Genomic DNA, 20,178 nt, shown 5'->3' on the forward strand with positions numbered 1-20,178 from the left:
CGTTCACCCCACGATCCGCAGGTCGGAGATCCAGCCGGCCGAGACGGCCATGATGTAGGCGTCCGTGATGGCCAGGCTCGCGAGCGTGGCCCAGGCCAGCTGCATGTGCTTGCCGTTGAGCTTCGTGACCTGGGTCCAGGCCCGGTAGCGCACCGGATGCTTCGAGAAGTGGTTGAGCCGGCCGCCGATGATGCTGCGGCACGAGTGGCAGGACGCGGTGTAGAGCCAGAGCAGCACCACGTTCGCGACCAGGATGATGTTGCCCAGGCCGAGGCCGAACCCGCCGTCGGCCTTGATGAAGGACTGCACCGCGTCGTAGGTGTTGACCAGCGAGATCAGCGCCGCGATGTAGAAGAAGTACCGGTGCAGGTTCTGGAAGAGCAGCGGGAAGCGGGTCTCCCCCGTGTACTTCTTGTGCGGTTCGGCCACCGCGCACGCGGGCGGCGACGCCCAGAACGCCCGGTAGTAGGCCTTGCGGTAGTAGTAGCAGGTCAGCCGGAAGAGCAGCAGGAACGGCAGCGAGATCGCCGCGTAGGGCAGCCACCAGACGTCGGGCAGGAAGCGGCCGAAGTGGGCCGCCTGCTCCACGCAGCCGTTCGACACGCACGGCGAGTAGAACGGGGTCAGGTAGTTGTACTCGGGGACGAAGTACCAGTTCTGCATGAACGCGCGCACCGTCGCGTAGACGACCCACGCGCCGAGCCCGACGATGTTGAGCAGCGGTGGTAACCACCACCGGTCCGTGCGGAGGGTCCGCGCCGCGATCTGAGCCCGGCCCGCGGCCGTGGCCGAGCCGGACGTCGCTGTGGTGGATGACACGTCGTTGAGTCCTCATCTGTGTCGGACACGACGGTGTACGGGACACTGCGCCGTGTCGTGCGGATCACAGGGAGAGTACGACGCAGCTCACAGGGTGGGCGCGTCAGGTCGGGAACAAATCGCGGGGACGAGACGGGAGTCACAGAGCGCCCGGACGCGTCGCGCACGACGACGAGCCGGCCCCTCGTGGGGGTCGGGCTCGTCGTTGCGGGCCTGGTGCCGGTGCGCTCAGGCCTTGCGGCGCTTGCCCCGGACCGTGGCCGCGAGGTAGTCCTTGTTCAGCTGGCTGATCACGTCCAGCGGGATCTCCTTCGGGCACGCCGTCGCGCACGCGCCCGTGTTGGTGCACCCGCCGAAGCCGGCGTCGTCGTGCGTCTCGACCATGTTGACGACACGGTCGTAGCGCTCCGGCTGCCCCTGCGGCATCTCACCGAGGTGGGTCAGCTTGGCTCCCAGGAAGAGCGACGCCGAGCCGTTCGGGCAGGCCGCGACGCACGCGCCGCACCCGATGCAGTTCGCCGCGGCGAACGAGCGGTCCGCGGCGGCCTTCGGCACGGGGGTGGAGTGCGCCTCGGGGGCCGAGCCGGTGTTGGCCGAGATGTAGCCACCCGCCTGGATGATCTTGTCGAACGCGTTGCGGTCGACGACCAGGTCCTTGATCACCGGGAAGGCCCCGGCGCGGAAGGGCTCGACGGTGATCGTGTCGCCGTCGCTGAACTGCCGCACGTGCAGCTGGCAGGTCGTGGTGGCCTTCTGCGGGCCGTGCGGCTGGCCGTCGATCACCATGCTGCACGCGCCGCAGATGCCCTCACGGCAGTCGTGGTCGAACGCGACCGGGTCCTCACCCTGCAGGATGAGCTTCTCGTTGAGTACGTCGATCAGCTCGAGGAACGACATGTCCTCGGAGGCGTCCTCGACGCTGTAGTCGACCATCCGACCCTTGTCGGCGAGGTCCTTCTGCCGCCAGACGCGCAGGTTGAGTCTCACTTGTAGCTCCGCTGGGTGGGGTGGACGTACTCGAAGTTCAGTTCTTCCTTGTGCAGCACCGGGGACTCGCCGCGGCCGGTGTACTCCCAGGCCGCCGCGTAGGCGAAGTTCTCGTCGTCACGGGCGGCCTCGCCGTCCTCGGTCTGGCTCTCGGCGCGGAAGTGGCCGCCGCAGGACTCGCGGCGGTGCAGCGCGTCGAGGCACATGAGCTCGCCGAGCTCGAGGAAGTCCGCCACGCGGCCGGCCTTCTCCAGGCTCTGGTTGAGCTCCGCGCCTGTGCCCGGGATCTTCACGTTGTTCCAGAACTCGCGGCGCAGCTCGGGGATGAGGTCGAGCGCCTTGCGCAGCCCCTCCTCGGTACGCTCCATGCCGCAGTAGTCCCACATGATCTGGCCGAGCTCGCGGTGGAAGGAGTCCACCGTGCGCGTGCCGTTGATCGAGAGCAACGTGTCGATCCGCTCGTTCACCGAGTTGACGGCCTCGAGCACCTCGGGGGCGTCCGGGGCGACCTCGGGCAGCTTGTTCGACGCGAGGTAGTCCCCGATCGTCACCGGCAGCACGAAGTAGCCGTCGGACAGGCCCTGCATCAGCGCGGAGGCGCCGAGGCGGTTGGCGCCGTGGTCCGAGAAGTTCGCCTCGCCGGCGACGTACATGCCGGGGATGGTGCTCTGCAGGTCGTAGTCGACCCACAGCCCGCCCATCGTGTAGTGCACGGCCGGGAAGATGCGCATCGGCACGTCGTAGGGGTTCTCCCCCGTGATGCGCTCGTACATCTCGAAGAGGTTGCCGTACTTGGCCTCGACCGCCGGGCGGCCGAGACGGGCGATCGCGTCCGCGAAGTCCAGGTAGACGCCGAGACCCGTCGGGCCGACGCCGCGCTCCTCGTCGCAGACCTCCTTGGCCGCGCGGCTCGCGATGTCGCGGGGCACGAGGTTGCCGAACGACGGGTACTTCCGCTCCAGGAAGTAGTCCCGCTCGTCCTCGGGGATCTGGTTCGGGTTGCGGTCGTCGCCGAGGCGCTTCGGCACCCAGACACGGCCGTCGTTGCGGAGCGACTCCGACATCAGGGTCAGCTTCGACTGGTGGTCGCCGGAGACCGGGATGCAGGTCGGGTGGATCTGGGTGAAGCAGGGGTTCGCGAACAGGGCGCCCTTGCGGTGCGCGCGCCAGTTGGCCGTGACGTTGCAGCCCTTGGCGTTCGTCGAGAGGTAAAAGACGTTGCCGTAGCCACCGGTCGCCAGGACGACCGCGTCCGCGAGGTGCGTGGAGATCTCGCCGGTGACCATGTCCCGCGCGACGATGCCGCGGGCCTTGCCCTCGACGATGATCAGCTCGAGCATCTCGTGCCGCTGGTACATGTCCACGGTGCCCGCGTGGATCTGGCGCTCGAGGGCCTGGTAGGCGCCGAGCAGCAGCTGCTGGCCCGTCTGGCCGCGGGCGTAGAAGGTGCGGGAGACCTGCACGCCACCGAACGAACGGGTGTCCAGCAGGCCGCCGTACTCGCGGGCGAACGGAACGCCCTGGGCGACGCACTGGTCGATGATCTGCCGGCTGACCTCGGCGAGCCGGTGGACGTTCGACTCCCGGGCGCGGAAGTCCCCGCCCTTCACGGTGTCGTAGAAGAGCCGGTAGACGCTGTCGCCGTCGTTGCGGTAGTTCTTCGCGGCGTTGATGCCACCCTGCGCGGCGATCGAGTGCGCGCGACGCGGGCTGTCCTGGTAGCAGAACGACGAGACGTGGTAGCCGGCCTCACCCAGGGTCGCCGCCGCCGCGCCCCCGGCCAGGCCGGTACCGACGACGATGATCTTGACCTTGCGCTTGTTGGCCGGGTTGACCAGCTTGACGCCGAACTTACGACGCTCCCACCGGGTCTCGATGGGTCCGTCCGGGGCGGCCTTGTCGACGACCGGCGCGCCGACGGTGTAGTCCGAGAAGCTCATATCAGATCCATCCGAACGTGACGGAGATCGGGACGATCAGGAAGCCCAGGACCAGCAGTCCCGAGAACGCGGTGGCGATCGCCTTCAGGATGGGCTCCCGGCGGTTCGACGACCACCCGAAGGTCTGGGTGGCGCTCCACAGGCCGTGCCTAAGGTGGAAGAAGATCGCGAGCAGGGCGACGACGTACCAGATCGTCACGTACCAGCGGTCCGGCGCGAAGTCCGCGTGGACGTTGTCCCACACCGCGAGGTGCTCGCCGTTCGGGTTCAGCGTGCCGGTCGTCAGATCCAGGATGTGGTAGATGATGAAGAGCAGCACGATCACGCCGCCCCAGCGCATGGTGCGGGTCGTGTAGCTGCCCTTCACCTTGTTGCCGGCCGCGTACTTGACCGGGCGCGCCTTCTTCGCCCGCAGCGCCAGCAGCGTCGCGGCCCAGATGTGCCCGACCACCGCCAGCGTCAGGACGATCCGGATCACCCAGACGAAGCCCTCGTTGCCCAGGAGGGGCGCCAAGATCGTCCGGATCCAGACCGCGTAGCCGTCGATGTTCTCGGGGCCGAAGAAGATCTGCAGGTTGCCGAGCATGTGCACGACGAGGTAGAGGACCAGCAGCACGCTGCTGGCCGCGATCACGAACTTGAGCAGTACCGCCGGGAGGAGAGGCCGTCTGGCCGCCGGGGGCTTGGGGGTCGACGGCTTGCCGGCCGCACCCTTAGTAGACACCTGTGTCGCCACGACACGAAGTGCACTACTCAGATCGGCGGCCGTCCAATGCATCACGACGGCACGATCGATGCACGTACGCTATACACGTGACACTTCAGCAGCTTGCGTACTTCGTCGCGGTCGCCGACGTGCGCAGCTTCACTCGGGCGGCCGATCTCGTCGGTGTCGCCCAGCCCACACTGAGCAGGCAGTTGAGGTCCCTGGAGGACGATCTGGGCGCACCCCTGGTGAACCGGGGGAAGGCCGTGACGCTGACCCCGGCGGGTGAGGCGGTGCTGCCACTCGCCCGCCGGATGCTCGCCGACATGGACGCCGCCCGTACGTCCGTGGCGGAGATCGTCGGGCTTCGCAGCGGCCGGGTGCGGGTCGGCGCGACGCCGTCGTTGTGCATCGGCGTCATCGCGGACGCGCTGCGGCTCTTCCACGAGCGCCATCCGGAGATCCACCTCGAACTGGCGGAGAACGGCTCGCAGTCCCTCGTGCGCGACCTCGTCCGGGGCGCGATCGACGTGGCGCTGGTGATCGTCCCGCCGTCGGGGATCGACCCCGCGCTGCACACCCTGCCGTTGATGCGCGAACGCCTGTCCGTGGCCTCGCCGCGCTCCGGGAAGCCGCCGTCGAGCCGGGGGTCGATGACCGTGGCGGAGCTGTCCCGGCGGCCACTGGTGATGGTCCGCCAGGGCTACGACCTGCGCGAGGTCACACTGAACGCCTACCGGGAGGCGGGGGTGACGCCGAAGTTCGCCGTCGAGGGCGGCGAGATGGACGCGGTACTGCGGCTCGTGGAGGCGGGGACCGGGGTGGCGGTGGTGCCGGACCTGGTGTTCGCGGGCCGGCCCCGGTTGCGGCGGACCGTGCTGACGCCGCCGCTCTACCGGACGGTGGCGCTCGCGCGGCGGGCGGACATCGCGCCCACCCAGGCGACCCAGGCCTTCACGGACACGCTGTTGGGGTTCATCGGGGAGATCGGGCCGACCGGCGGCCTGTCGGCGGACGTGCATGTGCTGCACCGGCCGGAGGGGTAGGCGGCGATTCGGTGCGCGGCGCCGGGACGCTGCCGCCGCCGCGCGGGCCCGCGCGGCGGCGGGGAGCAGTGCGACGCGCGCGATTCTGCGCGATGCTCGCGGTCGACCGCGCGCGTGGGGGCGGACGGCGTGCGTGGCGCGCTGTCCCGGTCGACCGTGCGCGGTTCAGTCGAGGTCGGCGGGGCCGAGTTCGTCGTCCTCGGCGCCGTGGGCGGTGAGGGCCTCTCGGACCACGCCGTAGACGACGCCGGGCTGGTAGCCCTTGCGCGCGAGCATCCCGATGAGCCGGCGGCCGGCCTTCGCCCGGTCGTCCGGGGAGGCGATGGTCATGGAGCGGAGGCGCTTGTCCACCAGCTGGCGGGCGCGGAGCTCCTCGGACTCGGTGTCGACCTCGGCGAGGGCCTCCTCCGCGACCTCCTTCGCGACGCCCTTGCGCTGCAGCTCGACGGCCAGCGCCCGGCGGCCGAGGCCTTGTTGCCGGTGGCGGGAGCGGACCCACTGCCCGGCGAAGGCCTCGTCGTCGATGAGGCCGACCTCGTCGAACCGTTCGAGGACCCGGTTCGACACCGCGTCCGGAATGTCCTTCTTCCGCAGGGCCTGGGCCAGCTCCTGCCGAGTACGGGCGCGGTACTCGAGCAGGTTCAGACAGATCTCCTTGGCCGCGGCCTCGGGATCGGCCTCGGGGGCGACCGTGCCGGCCCTCCCCCGGCCGCTCGTGCGTCCGGTGCGCCGCGCTTCCGCCCGCCCGTCGTCGCCCGTGACGTCGGCGAGGGAGTCGTTCTCGGGGCCTTCCGCGGCGGACCCGTCGGAGCGAGGCCCGCGTGGGCGTCGAGTTCCGCGGTCCGGCCGCGGCCCGGCATCACCGGCGCGGCCACGGCGAGGTCGTGCGCCCGGCTCCTGACCGATTGCGTCTGCGTCCGGCGCCTGCCCGACGCCGCCGTCGCGGTCCGCTCCAGGCCCGGGATCCGTGGCCGGGTCAACGAAGAGGGAACGGCCGCGCGCGACGCCACTTCCCGAGCGGCGTGCACCCCTGCGATCAGGCTCCAGCGGCCCGCCCCGCGGTCCGGAGCGTTCCGCCCGGGAGACCCTGGCGCGCAGGCCGTCCAGGGACGCGACCCGGCCCGGGGGTGCGGGCGGGCCGAGCTCACCGGTACCCGGGTCACCGATCTGCATGATCGGCACGGCTTCGCGCGGCGCGCCGGCCTCGTCGAACTCCGCGATCCGGTACTCGCGCCCGGAGCCGCCGGAGCCGAAGTCCTCGAAGTCCATGACCCGCTGCTCGGCCTGCTCGCCGGCCGGGCGGCCGGCGAAGGACTCGAAATCCAGCGTCTCGACCTCGCGGGGCCTCTCCTCGGGATCGAATGCCTCGAACCCGAGGACCCGCGGCGGTTCCCGGCGTACCCGGCCCTCGGCGGGCCGGGTCTCGTCGACCGGGCGGATCCCCTCCGGCCGGGACCGGTCCGCCTCCGGACCGTCCGGGGAACCGTCGTGCGAGCGGGACACCGTCAGAAGTCGACCGGGGCGGGCAGCGGCTCGGCCGGGGCGTCGGCGTCGGCGTCGAGCACGGCGCCGATCCCGAGCTTCTCCTTGATCCGCTTCTCGACCTCGGCGGCGACGTCCGGGTTCTCCTTCAGGAACTTGCGGGCGTTCTCCTTGCCCTGTCCCATCTGGTCGCCCTCGTACGTGTACCAGGCGCCGGACTTGCGGATGATCCCCTGCTCGACGCCGACGTCGATCAGCGAGCCCTCGCGGCTGATGCCGACGCCGTAGAGCACGTCGAACTCCGCCTGCTTGAACGGCGGGGCCACCTTGTTCTTCACGACCTTGACGCGGGTGCGGCTGCCGACCATCTCGGTGCCGTCCTTCAGCGTCTCGATGCGGCGGATGTCCAGGCGGACCGACGCGTAGAACTTCAGCGCCTTGCCGCCCGTCGTGGTCTCCGGGGAGCCGAACATCACGCCGATCTTCTCGCGCAGCGGGTTGATGAAGATCATCGTGGTGCCGGACGTGCTCAGCGCACCGGTGATCTTCCGCAGCGCCTGGCTCATGAGCCGGGCCTGCAGGCCGACGTGGCTGTCGCCCATCTCGCCCTCGATCTCGGCGCGGGGCACGAGGGCCGCCACCGAGTCGATCACGATGATGTCCAGGGCGCCGGAACGGATCAGCATGTCCGCGATCTCCAGCGCCTGCTCGCCGGTGTCCGGCTGCGAGACCAGCAGGTTGTCCGTGTCGACGCCGAGGGCCTTCGCGTACTCCGGATCCAGCGCGTGCTCGGCGTCGATGAAGGCGGCGACGCCGCCCGCGGCCTGGGCGCTGGCCACGGCGTGCAGCGCGACCGTGGTCTTACCGCTGGACTCCGGGCCGTAGATCTCCACGACGCGGCCACGCGGAAAACCGCCCACCCCGAGCGCGACGTCCAGCGCGATCGAGCCGGTGGGGATGACGCCGATCGGCGGACGCGTGTCGTCTCCGAGGCGCATCACGGAGCCCTTGCCGTGGTTCTTCTCGATCTGGGCGAGGGCGAGCTGGAGCGCCTTCTCGCGGTCTGGAGTGCTCATCTGAGTACCTCGCTCGCTCGGGGTGCGGGACTGGGTTGACGGTGTTGACGACTTGCGGAGAGCCACACGAGAACCGTATTGGGTACCCCCGACAATTCCGGTGCCCACGTCCCGGCTGTGGACAACTTCAGCGCCGTGTGGACACCACACTATACGAACACGTGTTCGATATGGGCATCGACACGCTCATCGGCTATCCTGCCGCGCCGAGCGGCGCGACCGTCCGAGCGGGCCCCTCCCGGGCGGACCGGGCCTACCTGTCGTCGGCGCCCAGCCGGCGCGCGGGCGGGACGTCGTAGGCGTCGCAGATCGCCCGCCACGCGTTCTTCGGGTCGATGCCCGCCTCGATGGCCTGCTCGGCCGTCCGCCCGCCGAGCTCGGCGAACACGTGGTCACGGGCGAGGGATCCGGCGCGCGCGGCCCCGAACTCGCCCTCCATCAACTCCCGGAAGTGGCTCAGTCGCACCGGACCGAGGGTAGTCACGTCGCCGCCACACGGCCCCGGGCGTGGGTACGGTGACCGATATGCCCGATCCATCGACCCTCGTCCCCCTGGGCCTCGTCCAGGGAGATCCGACGGGTTTCTCGTCCCCGCTCGGACAGGTCGTCGTCGGCCTGGCCCTCCTGTCGGCCCTGGTCATGCTGATCCGGTGGTGGGTTCAGAACCGGCGACGGTGATCCGTCACGACCCCAGGAGCCGGGAGGCGGCTCGCCGCGCCTCCGCCGGGGCGTCCGACCGGCCGCCGGCCGTCGCAATGACGGTGGCGCCCTCGTACAGCACGTGCAGCGCGCCGCCGACCCGCCCCGGCTCGGCGAACCCGGCCTCGGCCGCCAGCGACGTGAGGCACTCCCGCATCCAGTCCTTCTCCGCGCGGATCACCGGTACGCCGGGATGGTCCGTGCCGCCGATCTCGGCGTAGGCGTTGACGAAGGCGCAGCCGCGATCCTGCTCGCGCAGCCAGGCGTCGAGAGCGTCGAACACCGCGAGCAGCCGCTCCCGACCCGCGGGAACGGCCTCGAGGTGGCCGCGCAGGAACTCCTGCCAGCGGACGGCGCGGCGCCGCAGGTAGAGCGCGACGAGAGCGTCCTTCGAGCCGAACCGGTCGTACAGCGTCTTCTTGGTGGTGCCGGCGACCTCGGCGATCAGCTCCACACCCACCGCCCGGATCCCGCGCCGGTAGAACAGCTCCGCCGCCGCGGTGGCCAGGCGTTCGCCTGCGGGCGTGAGCGGCTCGAGAACCTCGACCATGATTCCTCCCTCGACTCCACTGCGAGTATACCGACCGGTGTGGTTATCTCGCTCCCATGAGCAGAGGACGCAGCAACCTCGCCGTCTCGACGGCGTTCGTCGTGCTGTGGAGCTCGGGTTTCGTCGGGGCGGAGCTCGGCACCCGGTTCACCGTCGCGGACACCCTCCTGGCCTGGCGCTACGCGATCGCGGCGGCGGTGCTGTGGCTGGTCACGCTCGTCCGGCGGACGCGGATCCCACGGGGCGCGATCGGGCGGCAGGGCCTGCTGGGATCGCTGAGCCAGGTCCTCTACCTCGGCGGCGTCGTCACCGGCGTCGGGCTCGGGGTCCCCGCGGGCACGGCGGCGTTGGTCGCGGCGCTGCAGCCGCTGGTCGTCGCGACGGCGGCCGGGCCGGTCCTCGGCGAGCACACGACCCCGCGGCAGCGGATCGGGCTGGCCGGCGGGCTCGTCGGCGTCGGTCTGGTGGTCGCGGGCGACCTCGGGCCGGGCGACGCCCCGTGGTGGGCCTTCGTGCTTCCCGTCGGCGGGATGCTGGCGCTGTCCGCGGGGACACTCCTGCAAGGGCGGCTGCGGCCGCCCGAGAGCCCGCTCGTGGCGGTGACCCTGCAGACGAGCATCGCCGCCGTGCTGTTCGGCGCGGTCGCCGTGGGCGCCGGGGACGTGGCACCACCGGCCGACCCGGGGTTCTGGGGCGCGATCGCCTGGGTGGTCGTGCTGTCCTCGTTCGGCGGCTACGGCTCCTACCTGCTCGTCCTGCGCCGGAGCGGCGCGACGCGGGTCAGCACGCTGCTCTACCTCACGCCACCGACCACGATGGCCTGGACGTTCGTGATGTTCGGCGAGGTCCCGGTGGTGCTGGCCGCACCCGGTCTCGCACTGTGCGCCCTCGGCGTCTGGCTGGTGCTGGGGACGCCGCGGCGACGGACCGCGGAGCCGGCTCACGGCGCAAACTGTCGGACCCCCGGCGCATCATGGGGCACGTGACGGCGCTCGACGGTTTCTCCCCTGCCACCCAGGACTGGTTCCGGGGTGCGTTCGCCGCGCCCACGCCCGCCCAGGAGGGGGCCTGGTCCGCGGCGCAGGCAGGGCGGAACGCGCTGGTCGTGGCCCCGACGGGCTCCGGCAAGACGCTCGCCGCGTTCCTCTGGGCGCTGGACCGTCTCGCCACCGAGCCACCGCCGGAGGACAAGCAGCACCGCTGCCGCGTCCTCTACGTCTCACCGCTGAAGGCCCTCGCGGTCGATGTGCAGCGCAACCTCCGCTCGCCTCTCACCGGCATCCGGCAGGCGGCGCAGCGCCTCGGCGAGCCGGTCCCGGACATCACGCTCGGCATGCGCACCGGGGACACCCCGGCGGACGAGCGGCGCCGGTTCGCCCGCACCCCGCCGGACGTCCTGGTGACGACGCCGGAGTCGTTGTTCCTGCTCCTCACGTCGGCGGCGCGGGAGTCCCTGCGCGGCGTCCGCACGGTGATCCTCGACGAGGTGCACGCCGTCGTCGGGACCAAGCGCGGCGCGCACCTGGCCGTCTCGCTGGAGCGGCTCGACGAGCTGCTGCCGGACGGTCCCGCCCAGCGAATCGGCCTGTCCGCGACGGTCCGCCCGCTGGACGAGGTGTCCACGTTCCTGTCCGGCGCCCGCCCGGTCGAGGTGGTCCAGCCGAAGACCCCGAAGACCATCGAGGTGCAGGTGCAGGTGCCCGTGCCGGACCTCGCGGCACTCGACGAGCGGCCCGCGCCGGGCAGTGCGGACGAGGAGGTCGTGGGGTCCGCGGCCGGCACGGCGCAGCGCCCGTCGATCTGGCCGGCGGTCGAACGGCGGCTGCTGGACCTGGTGCGACAGCACCGTTCCACGATCGTCTTCTCGAACTCCCGGCGGCTCGCGGAGCGGCTCACGGCGAAGCTGAACGAGCTGGCGGCCGAGGACGCCGCCGAGGGTGCGGAGCCCGTCGCGCTCGACGCGTTCCCGGCCGAGGCGATCGGGCAGTCCGGCGTGGGCGGCGGGGCACCACCGACCGTTGCGAAGGCCCACCACGGCTCGATGTCGCGGGAGCAGCGGACGCTGGTCGAGGAGGAGCTCAAGTCGGGGCTCCTCCCCTGCGTCGTCGCGACGTCCAGCCTCGAGCTGGGCATCGACATGGGCGCCGTCGATCTCGTCGTGCAGGTCGAGGCACCGCCGAGCGTGGCCTCCGGGCTGCAGCGGGTCGGCCGCGCCGGCCACCAGGTCGGCGCGGTGTCCAAGGGCGTCGTGTTCCCCAAGTTCCGCGGGGACCTCGTGTCCTGCGCCGTCGTCGCGGAACGGATGACGTCCGGCTCGATCGAGGCGCTGCGGTACCCGCGCAACCCGCTCGACGTCCTGGCGCAGCACATCGTCGCCATGGTCGCGCTGGAGCCCTGGCAGCTGTCGGACCTGGCCGCGGTGATCCGGCGGGCCGCTCCGTTCGCGGCGCTGCCGGACTCCGCCCTGCACTCGGTGCTGGACATGCTTGCCGGTCGCTACCCGTCGGAGGAGTTCGGCGAGCTGCGCGCCCGCATCACCTGGGACCGGGTCACTGACCAGCTGCAGGGGCGCCCCGGTGCGCAACGGCTGGCGGTCACCTCGGGGGGCACGATCCCGGACCGCGGACTCTTCACGGTGATGACGCCCGGCGGTGCGGACGGCGCCGGCTCCCGGGTCGGCGAGCTGGACGAGGAGATGGTCTACGAGTCCCGGGTCGGGGACACCTTCCTGCTGGGCACGTCGAGCTGGCGGGTCGAGGACATCACCCACGACCGCGTGATCGTCACGCCCGCGCCCGGCGTGCCCGCGCGGATGCCGTTCTGGAAGGGCGAGTCGATCGGGCGGCCGCTGGAGCTGGGCCGAGCGGTCGGCGCGTTCGTCCGGGAGATGTCCGCGCTCGGCGAGGAGGACGCCCGCGCCCGGGCGACCACCGCCGGCCTGGACGAGTGGGCCACCGACAACCTGCTCGCCTACCTGCACGAACAACGGGACGCCACGCGTCACGTGCCGAGCGACCGGACGATCCTGGTGGAGCGGTTCCGGGACGAGCTGGGCGACTGGCGCCTCGTCGTGCACTCCCCCTTCGGTGCCCAGGTCAACGGGCCGTGGGCGCTCGCGATCGCCGCCCGGATGCGGGAGCGGCGCGGGGTGGAGGTGCAGGCGGCGAGCGCCGACGACGGGATCGTCCTGCGGTTGCCGGACGCGCTCGACGAGAACGGCGGCGAGGTCGTGCCCACGGCCGAGGACGTGCTGTTGGACCCGGCCGAGGTGGAGCAGATCGTCGTCGCGGAGCTCGGCGGGTCGTCGCTGTTCGCATCCCGGTTCCGGGAGTGCGCGGCCCGGGCGCTGCTGCTCCCCCGGCGTGACCCGAAACGCCGGAGCCCGTTGTGGCAGCAGCGGCAGCGTTCGGCGCAGCTGCTGACCGTGGCCGGGAAGTACGAGCAGTTCCCGATCACCCTCGAGGCGATGCGGGAGTGCGTGCAGGACGTCTACGACCTGCCCGGCCTGCGCGAGCTGATGAGCGACGTGGGCTCGCGGAAGGTGAAGGTGGTCGAGATCGCGACGCCCGCGCCGTCGCCGTTCGCCCGGAGCCTGCTGTTCGGCTACGTGGGGATGTTCCTCTACGAGATGGACGCGCCGCTGGCCGAGCGCCGTGCCGCCGCCCTGTCACTGGACTCCACGCTGCTCGCCGAGCTGCTCGGTTCCGAGGCGATCCGTGAGCTGCTGGATCCCGAGGTGCTCGCCGAGGTCGAGGCGTCCCTGCAGCGCACGGCGGAGGACCGGCGCGCTCGGAACGCCGAGGGCGCCGCGGACCTGCTGCGCTTCCTCGGCGACCTCACCGAGGCCGAGGGGCTGGCGCGCGGCGTGCAGCCCGGCTGGTTCACAGAGCTGGAGACCGCCCGCCGGGCGCTGCGGGTCCGGATCGCGGGTGAGGAACGGTTCATCGCGATCGAGGACGCGGGCCGGGTCCGGGACGCGCTCGGCGCGGCCCTGCCCGTCGGGGTGCCGGAGGCGTTCACCGAGCCGGTCGCCGACCCGCTCGGGGATCTCGTGCTCCGCTACGCCCGCACGCACGGTCCGTTCACCCCGGCCGGGTGCGCAGCGCGGTTCGGGCTCGGCGTCGCGGTGGTGTCCGGCGTGCTGGACCGGCTCACCGGCACGGGCCGCCTCGTCCGGGGCGAGCTGCGGCCCCAGGCCGCGGGCGGCGCGGACGGTGCCACCGAGTACTGCGACGCCGAGGTGCTGCGCCGCCTGCGGCGGGCCTCCCTCGCCCGGCTGCGGGCCGAGGTCGAGCCCGTCGAGCAGCGGGCGCTCGGCCGGTTCCTGCCGGCCTGGCAGGGCGTGCAGACCGGCGCCGCGGGCGAGCGGCGCGGCCGGATGCGGCGGGCGCCGGGAGCAGAGGACGTTCTCGGCGTCGTCGAGCAGCTGGCCGGGGCCCCGCTGCCGGCGAGTGCGCTGGAGTCGCTGATCCTGCCCGCCCGGCTGCCGGGCTACACGCCCGCGCTGCTCGACGAGCTGACGGCGGCCGGCGAGGTCACCTGGACCGGGTGCGGTCCGCTGGCCGGTAGCGACGGCTGGCTGGCCGTGGCGCCCACGGACGTCGCCGACCTACTGCTGCCCGAGCCGGACCCCGAGGTCGCGGGGACGCCGCTGCACCGCGCGGTGCTCGCGGCCCTGGGCCGGCCGGATCTCGACGCGCCCCCCGTCGGCGGTGGGGCGTTGTTCTTCCGCGAGCTCGCGGACCGGGCGGGGCAGGCGCTCGTCGAACAGGAGGAGCCCGGGCCCACGGACGACGCCGTGGTCACCGCGATCTGGGACCTGGTCTGGGCGGGACTGCTGAGCAACGACACTCTCGGCCCGCTGCGCGGGCGGCTCGGCGGCGGTGTGCGGTCCGGAGGCGGGCCTGCGCACCGGACCCGGCGGACGGCGGGCCGCGGGCGCTACGCGCAGCTCCGGGCCGGGCGTCCGTCGATGCCGAGCCGGAGCGGTCCGCCGTCGGTCGGCGGCCGGTGGGCGCTGGCCGTCGAGCGCGAACCCGATCCGACGCGCCGGGCGCACGCCCGCGCGGAGGCGTTCCTCGAGCGGCACGGCGTGCTCACCCGCGGGGCGCTCGGCACCGAGCGGGTCACCGGCGGGTTCGCCGCGGTCTACCGGGTGCTGCGCGCGATGGAGGACTCCGGGCGGGCCCGACGGGGTTACGTCGTCGAGGGGCTCGGGGCGGCGCAGTTCGCGGTGCCGGGCGCGATCGACCGGCTCCGGGCGATGTCCCGACCGGACGGGGCACCGGTCGGCCCGGGAAACGGCGACCGTGGCCGGGCCGACGACGGTTTCGGCGGGCTGCGCGCGGCGGGCGCCGGGCCGGGCGGATCCGCAGGAGGCGCGGGCCTGTCCCGGGTCGTCCTGGCTGCCGCCGATCCCGCCCAGCCCTACGGCGCGGCGCTCGCGTGGCCGGACACGGTCGGGGATTCCAAGCACCGGCCCGGACGCAAGGCCGGGGCGCTGGTCGTGCTGGTCGAGGGGGCTCCGGCGCTCTACGTGGAGCGCGGCGGGCGGTCCCTGCTGTCCTTCACCACCGAACGCGACGAGCTCGCCGCGGCGGCGCAGGCCTTGGCCGGGGCGGTGCACGAGGGCTGGCTCGGATCCCTGGCGGTCGAGCGCGCGGACGGGGTCGGGTCGCTCGGCTCGGAGCTCGCGGACGTGCTCACCGAGGCGGGCTTCCGGGTCACCCCCAAGGGGCTGCGGTTGCGCGCCTGACCCGGCGCGGCCCCGTCGACCCGGAGCGGCCCGGCGCGGCCCCGTCGACCCGGTGCGACGCGGTCGGCTCAGTGCGGCCCGGTCGCCCCGTCGGGACCGAGCGGCCCGGCCGGCCCGGTGGCCGAGAGCGGCCCAGCCGGCCCGGCCGGCCCCGAGCCGCCCGGCCGACTCAGAGCGGCCCGGTCGCGCCCAGCATCCGGCCCACGATCAGCTCGACGTACCCCTCGACGACGTCGGAGAGCTCCAGCTCCCGGCCCTCGACGAACCAGTTGCTGAAGCCGTTGAGCATGTCGCAGAGGCCGAAGGCGGCGAGCTGCGCGTCCGGCACGCCGAACTCCCCCGCGCGCATCCCGGCCGCGACCACGTCCCGCACCCGGCGCTGGTAGTGGCGCCGGTAGCCGTCGATCTCGGCGCGGTGCGCGGCCGTGAGCGACGCCAGCTCGTGCAGCGCGACGAGGTGCTCGACCCGCCGCCGGGCGAGGTGGCGCAGGTGGGCACGCACGAGCGTCGCCAGCCGCCGGGCGGGCGTGCCCGCGGCGTCGAGAAGCGGGAGGTTCTCCTCGTTCGGTTCCCGGGTGACGGTCAGGCAGATCGCGTAGAGGATCTCCTCCTTGGCCGGGAAGTGGTGGTAGAGGCTCGCCCCGCGGATCCCGACGGCGTCCGCGATCTGCCGCATCCCGACGCCCGCGTAGCCGTGCTCGGCGAAGATCCGGGCGGAGGCCGTCACGATCTCCTCCCGGCGCAGCCGGGTCCGCGCGTCCCGGGAGAGGGGCACGGCGGCGGCGGGCGTGCTCATCCGCCGCTCTTCCGCAGCTCCCGTTTGAGGATCTTCCCCTGCGGGTCCACCGGCAGCTCCGCGACGACGTGCACGGCCTTCGGGGTCTTGTACCCGGCCAGGTGCTCCCGGCAGAAGGCGACGATCCCCGCCGGATCCGGGGCGCATCCCTGCCGCGGGATCACGAACCCGGTGACGGCCTCGGACCAGTACTCGTCCGGCAGCCCGACGACGGCGGCCCGCAGCACGTCCGGGTGGGCGTGCAGCACCCGTTCGACCTCCTGGGACGACACGTTCATCCCACCGGTCTTGATCATGTCCTTGGCCCGGTCGTGGAAGAACAGGTTGCCCGCGGCGTCGATCCGCACCATGTCCCCGGTGTGCACCCAGCCGTCGGCCAGCACCTCGGCGGTCCGCTCGGGGTCGCGGTGGTAGCCGAGCATCACCGACGGCGAACGGCAGAGCAGCTCGCCGATCTCGGCCTCCCGGCCGTCGGCGTCGACGACCTTGATCTCGAGGTGCGTCACCGGGGTGCCGATCCAGGACGGGTCCCGGTCCGGGACGTCGTCGAGCGTGCGGAACCAGCCGACCGAACCGAGCTGCGCGAGCTCGGACTGGCCCCAGTACGTGCCCCACACCGCGTCCGGCGCCGCGGCCGCCCAGGAGGAGACGGCGTGCGGGGCGACCTGACCCCCGTAGGTCAGGCAGCGGCGCACCGTCCCGACCGAGTCCGTCCCGAACGCCTTCTGCGCGGCCAGGGCCAGGTAGAACGTCGGCGTCTGCGCGATCACGGTGACCCGCTCCCCCGCGATGATCTCCAGCGAGCGCGCGGGGTCGGTCGTCGCCGGGAGGACCAGCGTGGCGCCCATCAGGGTCAGCGTGGTTATCGAGCCGAGCCCGGCGATCGTGTGGAACGGCATGACGAACAGCCAGGTGTCGTCGGGGCCGGTCCGCAGGCCCCAGCTCCAGGCCGGCGCGGTGGAGATCAGGTAGTTGCGGTGCGGGATCAGCACGCCCTTGGGCGCGGCCTCCGTCCCGGAGGTGTAGACGATCATCGCGACGTCGTGCTCGTCGACGTCCGCCTCCGGCTCGGTGTCCAGGGCCTCGGCCAGCAGCGCGTCGATCTCGGGATAGGTCAGCAGCCGTGTGCCGTCCGGCAGGACGACGCCGACGACCTCGCGGAATTCCTCGTCGACCAGCACCACCCGCGGCTCGGCGTGCCCGAGCTGGTGCCCGACCTCGGGCGCGCGGTACATCGGGCTCACCCCGGTGAACGCGGCCCCGAGCTTGAGCACGCCGTAGTACGCCGCGACGACGTCGACCGAGTTCCGGGCCATCGACGCCACGACGTCGCCCCGCCCGACCCCGAGCCCGCGCAGGACGTGCGCGAACCGGTTGGCCCGGGCGTCGAGCTGGGCGTAGGTCGTGGCCGTCCGGGTCCCGTCCGGAGCGTGGCCGACGACGGCGACGGCGGCGGGCTTCGTCCGCGCGTGCCGGCGCAGCTGGTCGCCGATCGTGGCCCGGCCGAGCGGGGTCCGGTACTGCTCCGCCAGCTCCGACGGGCCGGCGAGGCCGGTCATGCGAAGAGCGGGGTCGTGTACGAGTCCAGCGACACGGTGTCCTCGACGGCGGCGCGGCTGAGCCGGCGCGGGAACCCCTTCGCCGGGTAGCCGATCGCGACGTGGGCCGCGGTGATCACGCCGTCCGGGATGTCCAGGAGCTTCTTGACCTCGGGCTCCGAGTGGCACAGCAGCGTCGTCACGGCCGAGGCGACACCCTGGTCGCGCAGCGCGAGGCAGAGGTTCTGCATGACCGGGTAGATCGAGGCGCCGCCCACCACGGACAGCCGGCCGAGCTCGTTGTCGGTCGGGTGCAGGCCGTCGATCTCCGCGCACACCACGACGATCGCGGGTGCCTCGGCCAGGTGCTCGGCGAAGTGGTCCGCGTCCGCGACGGTCTTCGGCAGCGCGCCGACCGCGACGTCTCCGATGCCGATCCCTGCGAGGTAGGCCTTCCACGGCGGCAGGTACAGGTCCGCGAGCGCCTGCTTGCGCGCCGCGTCCCGCACGACGATCCACCGCACCGGCTGCCGGTTCCCGCCCTGCGGGCCGAACCGGGCGGTGTCGAAGGCGCGGTGCAGCACGTCGTCCGGCACCGGGTCCGGGCTGAAGTACCGGCAGGTGCCGGTGGTCCGCATCGCCTCGGTCAGCTCCATTGCTGTTTCCCGCTCTCACCTGTCGGCGGTTAGGTTGGCGAGGGAAGCATGCTGTGGCGCCGGACACGCGTCAACCGTCGATCGCGCCGGACCGATACCCACGCAGCCTAACCACGGTTAGCCTGTGGTCCGGAGAAGGAGGGGTCGACGATGACCGCACCGGAACGCCCGCTCGACCGCACGCGGCTCACCGCGGCCCTGGAGCACGCGAACCTGCCCTCGCTGGTCGCGGTGCTCCACCAGCTCACGGGCGATCGGCGCTGGCTCGCCGATCCCTACCGCCCGACGCGCAGCCGCGGCATGGACGACAACGACCTCGGTGGCTTCTCCCCGGAGGTCCGTGCCGCGCTGCGGGCCGCCGCCGCGGACGCCGTCACCGCCTGGGCGGACGGGCGCCCGCCGGCCGTTCCCGCGCCCACGGGCGAGGTCCTCGCCGAGATCATGTCCGTGGCCGTCGGCGAACCGGTGCCGCCGGAGTACGCGGCGATGACGGCGGAGGACATGGGGTTCGCGCCCGCCCCGGTCCGTACGGCACCGCCGAACGACCTGCGGGTGATCGTCATCGGCGCCGGGGTCTCCGGCATCCTCGCGGCGATCAAGCTGGCGGAGGCCGGGATCGCGCACGTCGTCCTGGAGAAGAACGCCGACGTCGGCGGCACCTGGCTGGAGAACTCCTATCCGGGTGCGGGCGTCGACACCCCCAGCCACCTGTACTCCTACTCGTTCGCGCCGCGCGCCTGGTCGACGCACTTCGGCAAGCGCGACGAGGTGTGGGCCTACCTGCGCGACGTCGCGGACCGGCACGGGCTGCGGGAGCGGATCCGGTTCGGCACCGAGGTCGTCTCCGCCGTCTACGCCTCCGACGACCGGCGCTGGACGGTCCGCACGGCCACCGGGGAGATCCTCACCGCCGACGCGGTGATCAGCGCGACCGGGCAGCTCAACCGCCCGAAGGTCCCGCCGATCCCCGGCCTCGGCCGCTTCCGGGGACCGATCTTCCACACCGCGCACTGGCCCGCGGACCTGGACGTCACGGGGAAGCGGATCGCGATCGTCGGGACGGGGGCCAGCGCGATGCAGATCGTGCCCGCGATCGCGCCGGACGTCGCGCGGCTGACCGTCTTCCAGCGCTCGCCGCAGTGGGTGGCCCCCAACGACGTGTACTTCTCGCCGATCGAGCAGGGCGCGCAGTACCTGCTCGACCACGTCCCCTACTACCGGCTCTGGTACCGCACCCGGCTCGCCTGGAACACGAACGACCGCGTCCACCCCGCCCTGCAGAAGGACGACGCCTGGGAACACCCCGAGCGCTCGGTCAACGCCATGAACGACGCCCACCGGCGCGTGTTCACCCGCTACCTCGAGGCCGAGCTGGACGGGCGGCCGGACCTGGTGACGAAGGCGCTGCCGGACTATCCGCCGTTCGGCAAGCGGATGCTGCTCGACAACGGCTGGTTCGCCGCGCTGCGGCGGGAGAACGTGGACCTGGTCACCGAGGCGGTCGCGGAGATCACGGAGACGGGCGTCCGCGGGGTCGACGGCGCGGAGTGCGAGGCCGACGTCGTCGTGCTGGCCACCGGCTTCGAGACCCACAAGATCCTCTTCCCGATCGACGTCCGGGGCCGGTCCGGCCGGCGGATCGACGAGGTGTGGGGCCCCGAGGACGCGCGGGCGCACCTCGGCATCACCACGCCGGACTTCCCCAACCTGTTCCTGACGTGCGGCCCCGGCACGGTCCTCGGGCACGGCGGCAGCTACATCACCACGGCCGAGTGCCAGGTCCGCTACATCGTGGACCTGCTCGTCACGATGCTGGAGCGGGACATCGCCGCGGTCGAGTGCCGGCCCGAGGTGGAGGCGGAGTACGTGCGGCGTCACGACGAGGCGCACGAGCGGATGATCTGGACCCACCCGGGCATGGACAACTGGTACCGCAACGACGCGGGCCGGGTCGTCTCGGCGCTGCCGTGGCGGATCGTCGACTACTGGGCGATGACCCGGGAGCCCGATCTCGCGGACTTCCGCACGGAGCCGGCACGGCGCTGAGCCCGTGAGCGCGTGACGGACGACCCACCCGCGCGCGATGATCGAACGAGCAGGACCCCCCGACGACGTGGAGGACGCGTGA

General features: G+C 72.6%; 16 protein-coding genes. 5 read left to right on the top strand and 11 right to left on the bottom strand.

Annotation, left to right across the window (positions count from 1 at the left end; all coding sequences use genetic code 11):
• Positions 1-3: 3 nt before the first annotated feature.
• The 4 genes from JWP64_RS04690 to JWP64_RS04705 form a co-directional block, all read right to left on the bottom strand.
• Positions 4-819 carry a hypothetical protein gene (locus JWP64_RS04690; protein ID WP_297492661.1) on the bottom strand — a complete coding sequence of 272 codons (816 nt, stop codon included), beginning with the start codon at positions 817-819 and terminating at the stop codon, positions 4-6.
• Between the two features lie 228 nt (positions 820-1,047).
• Positions 1,048-1,806, bottom strand: a complete 759-nt coding sequence (locus JWP64_RS04695; protein ID WP_297492663.1) for a succinate dehydrogenase/fumarate reductase iron-sulfur subunit — start codon at positions 1,804-1,806, stop codon at positions 1,048-1,050.
• Positions 1,803-3,746, bottom strand: coding sequence for a fumarate reductase/succinate dehydrogenase flavoprotein subunit (locus JWP64_RS04700; RefSeq protein ID WP_297492665.1), 1,944 nt, complete (start codon positions 3,744-3,746; stop codon positions 1,803-1,805). Before JWP64_RS04700 ends, JWP64_RS04695 begins: the two co-directional genes overlap by 4 nt.
• A gap of 1 nt (position 3,747) precedes the next feature.
• Positions 3,748-4,482: a succinate dehydrogenase cytochrome b subunit gene (locus JWP64_RS04705; protein WP_297492668.1), complete on the bottom strand. Its 735-nt coding sequence runs from the start codon at positions 4,480-4,482 to the stop codon at positions 3,748-3,750.
• Positions 4,483-4,559: 77 nt separating this feature from the next.
• Here JWP64_RS04705 and JWP64_RS04710 point away from each other — a divergent pair, with 77 nt between their 5' ends.
• Positions 4,560-5,498 carry a LysR substrate-binding domain-containing protein gene (locus JWP64_RS04710; RefSeq protein ID WP_297492671.1) on the top strand — a complete coding sequence of 313 codons (939 nt, stop codon included), beginning with the start codon at positions 4,560-4,562 and terminating at the stop codon, positions 5,496-5,498.
• A 165-nt stretch (positions 5,499-5,663) separates the two neighbouring features.
• Here the strand turns inward: JWP64_RS04710 and JWP64_RS31380 are convergent, their stop codons facing one another.
• The 3 genes from JWP64_RS31380 to JWP64_RS04725 form a co-directional block, all read right to left on the bottom strand.
• Positions 5,664-7,001, bottom strand: coding sequence for a regulatory protein RecX (locus JWP64_RS31380; RefSeq protein WP_366889396.1), 1,338 nt, complete (start codon positions 6,999-7,001; stop codon positions 5,664-5,666).
• A gap of 2 nt (positions 7,002-7,003) precedes the next feature.
• Entirely contained in the window at positions 7,004-8,056 is a 1,053-nt protein-coding gene (gene recA, locus JWP64_RS04720) for a recombinase RecA (protein WP_297492673.1), read from the bottom strand.
• A 253-nt stretch (positions 8,057-8,309) separates the two neighbouring features.
• Entirely contained in the window at positions 8,310-8,522 is a 213-nt protein-coding gene (locus tag JWP64_RS04725; RefSeq protein ID WP_297492676.1) for a DUF3046 domain-containing protein, read from the bottom strand.
• Positions 8,523-8,581: 59 nt separating this feature from the next.
• Between JWP64_RS04725 and JWP64_RS04730 the strand changes: the two genes are divergently transcribed.
• Positions 8,582-8,734, top strand: a complete 153-nt coding sequence (locus tag JWP64_RS04730; protein ID WP_297492678.1) for a hypothetical protein — start codon at positions 8,582-8,584, stop codon at positions 8,732-8,734.
• Positions 8,735-8,738: 4 nt separating this feature from the next.
• Here the strand turns inward: JWP64_RS04730 and JWP64_RS04735 are convergent, their stop codons facing one another.
• Positions 8,739-9,305, bottom strand: a complete 567-nt coding sequence (locus JWP64_RS04735) for a TetR/AcrR family transcriptional regulator (protein ID WP_297492681.1) — start codon at positions 9,303-9,305, stop codon at positions 8,739-8,741.
• A gap of 56 nt (positions 9,306-9,361) precedes the next feature.
• Here JWP64_RS04735 and JWP64_RS04740 point away from each other — a divergent pair, with 56 nt between their 5' ends.
• Both JWP64_RS04740 and JWP64_RS04745 read left to right on the top strand, forming a co-directional pair.
• Complete coding sequence (locus JWP64_RS04740) at positions 9,362-10,291, top strand: DMT family transporter (protein WP_297492684.1); 930 nt, start codon at positions 9,362-9,364, stop codon at positions 10,289-10,291.
• The gene (locus JWP64_RS04745; RefSeq protein ID WP_297492686.1) at positions 10,279-15,060 is read left to right on the top strand and encodes an ATP-dependent helicase; all 4,782 of its coding nucleotides are present in this window, start codon (positions 10,279-10,281) and stop codon (positions 15,058-15,060) included. Before JWP64_RS04740 ends, JWP64_RS04745 begins: the two co-directional genes overlap by 13 nt.
• Positions 15,061-15,229: 169 nt before the next feature.
• Here the strand turns inward: JWP64_RS04745 and JWP64_RS04750 are convergent, their stop codons facing one another.
• The 3 genes from JWP64_RS04750 to JWP64_RS04760 are packed head-to-tail and all read right to left on the bottom strand — an operon-like array spanning position 15,230 to position 18,050.
• Positions 15,230-15,856 carry a TetR/AcrR family transcriptional regulator gene (locus tag JWP64_RS04750; RefSeq protein WP_297492689.1) on the bottom strand — a complete coding sequence of 209 codons (627 nt, stop codon included), beginning with the start codon at positions 15,854-15,856 and terminating at the stop codon, positions 15,230-15,232.
• Positions 15,853-17,415, bottom strand: coding sequence for a class I adenylate-forming enzyme family protein (locus tag JWP64_RS04755; protein ID WP_297492691.1), 1,563 nt, complete (start codon positions 17,413-17,415; stop codon positions 15,853-15,855). Before JWP64_RS04755 ends, JWP64_RS04750 begins: the two co-directional genes overlap by 4 nt.
• A complete protein-coding gene (locus JWP64_RS04760) occupies positions 17,412-18,050 on the bottom strand; it encodes a nitroreductase family protein (RefSeq protein WP_297492693.1) in 639 nt (212 codons plus the stop codon). Before JWP64_RS04760 ends, JWP64_RS04755 begins: the two co-directional genes overlap by 4 nt.
• A 150-nt stretch (positions 18,051-18,200) precedes the next feature.
• Between JWP64_RS04760 and JWP64_RS04765 the strand changes: the two genes are divergently transcribed.
• A complete protein-coding gene (locus JWP64_RS04765; protein WP_297492696.1) occupies positions 18,201-20,096 on the top strand; it encodes an NAD(P)/FAD-dependent oxidoreductase in 1,896 nt (631 codons plus the stop codon).
• Positions 20,097-20,178: the final 82 nt, after the last annotated feature.

Source organism: Pseudonocardia sp., assembly GCF_025465255.1.
In the GTDB taxonomy this organism is placed as follows: domain Bacteria; phylum Actinomycetota; class Actinomycetes; order Mycobacteriales; family Pseudonocardiaceae; genus Pseudonocardia.

What these genes read in the sequence shown, in the direction of transcription:
- JWP64_RS04765 (WP_297492696.1), top strand. Translation starts at nt 18,201, where the DNA reads ATGACCGCACCGGAACGCCCGCTCGACCGCACGCGGCTCACCGCGGCC.
- JWP64_RS04740 (WP_297492684.1), top strand. Translation starts at nt 9,362, where the DNA reads ATGAGCAGAGGACGCAGCAACCTCGCCGTCTCGACGGCGTTCGTCGTG.
- JWP64_RS04700 (WP_297492665.1), bottom strand. Translation starts at nt 3,746, where the DNA reads ATGAGCTTCTCGGACTACACCGTCGGCGCGCCGGTCGTCGACAAGGCC.
- recA (WP_297492673.1), bottom strand. Translation starts at nt 8,056, where the DNA reads ATGAGCACTCCAGACCGCGAGAAGGCGCTCCAGCTCGCCCTCGCCCAG.
- JWP64_RS04760 (WP_297492693.1), bottom strand. Translation starts at nt 18,050, where the DNA reads ATGGAGCTGACCGAGGCGATGCGGACCACCGGCACCTGCCGGTACTTC.
- JWP64_RS04750 (WP_297492689.1), bottom strand. Translation starts at nt 15,856, where the DNA reads ATGAGCACGCCCGCCGCCGCCGTGCCCCTCTCCCGGGACGCGCGGACC.
- JWP64_RS04755 (WP_297492691.1), bottom strand. Translation starts at nt 17,415, where the DNA reads ATGACCGGCCTCGCCGGCCCGTCGGAGCTGGCGGAGCAGTACCGGACC.
- JWP64_RS04745 (WP_297492686.1), top strand. Translation starts at nt 10,279, where the DNA reads ATGGGGCACGTGACGGCGCTCGACGGTTTCTCCCCTGCCACCCAGGAC.
- JWP64_RS04730 (WP_297492678.1), top strand. Translation starts at nt 8,582, where the DNA reads ATGCCCGATCCATCGACCCTCGTCCCCCTGGGCCTCGTCCAGGGAGAT.
- JWP64_RS04735 (WP_297492681.1), bottom strand. Translation starts at nt 9,305, where the DNA reads ATGGTCGAGGTTCTCGAGCCGCTCACGCCCGCAGGCGAACGCCTGGCC.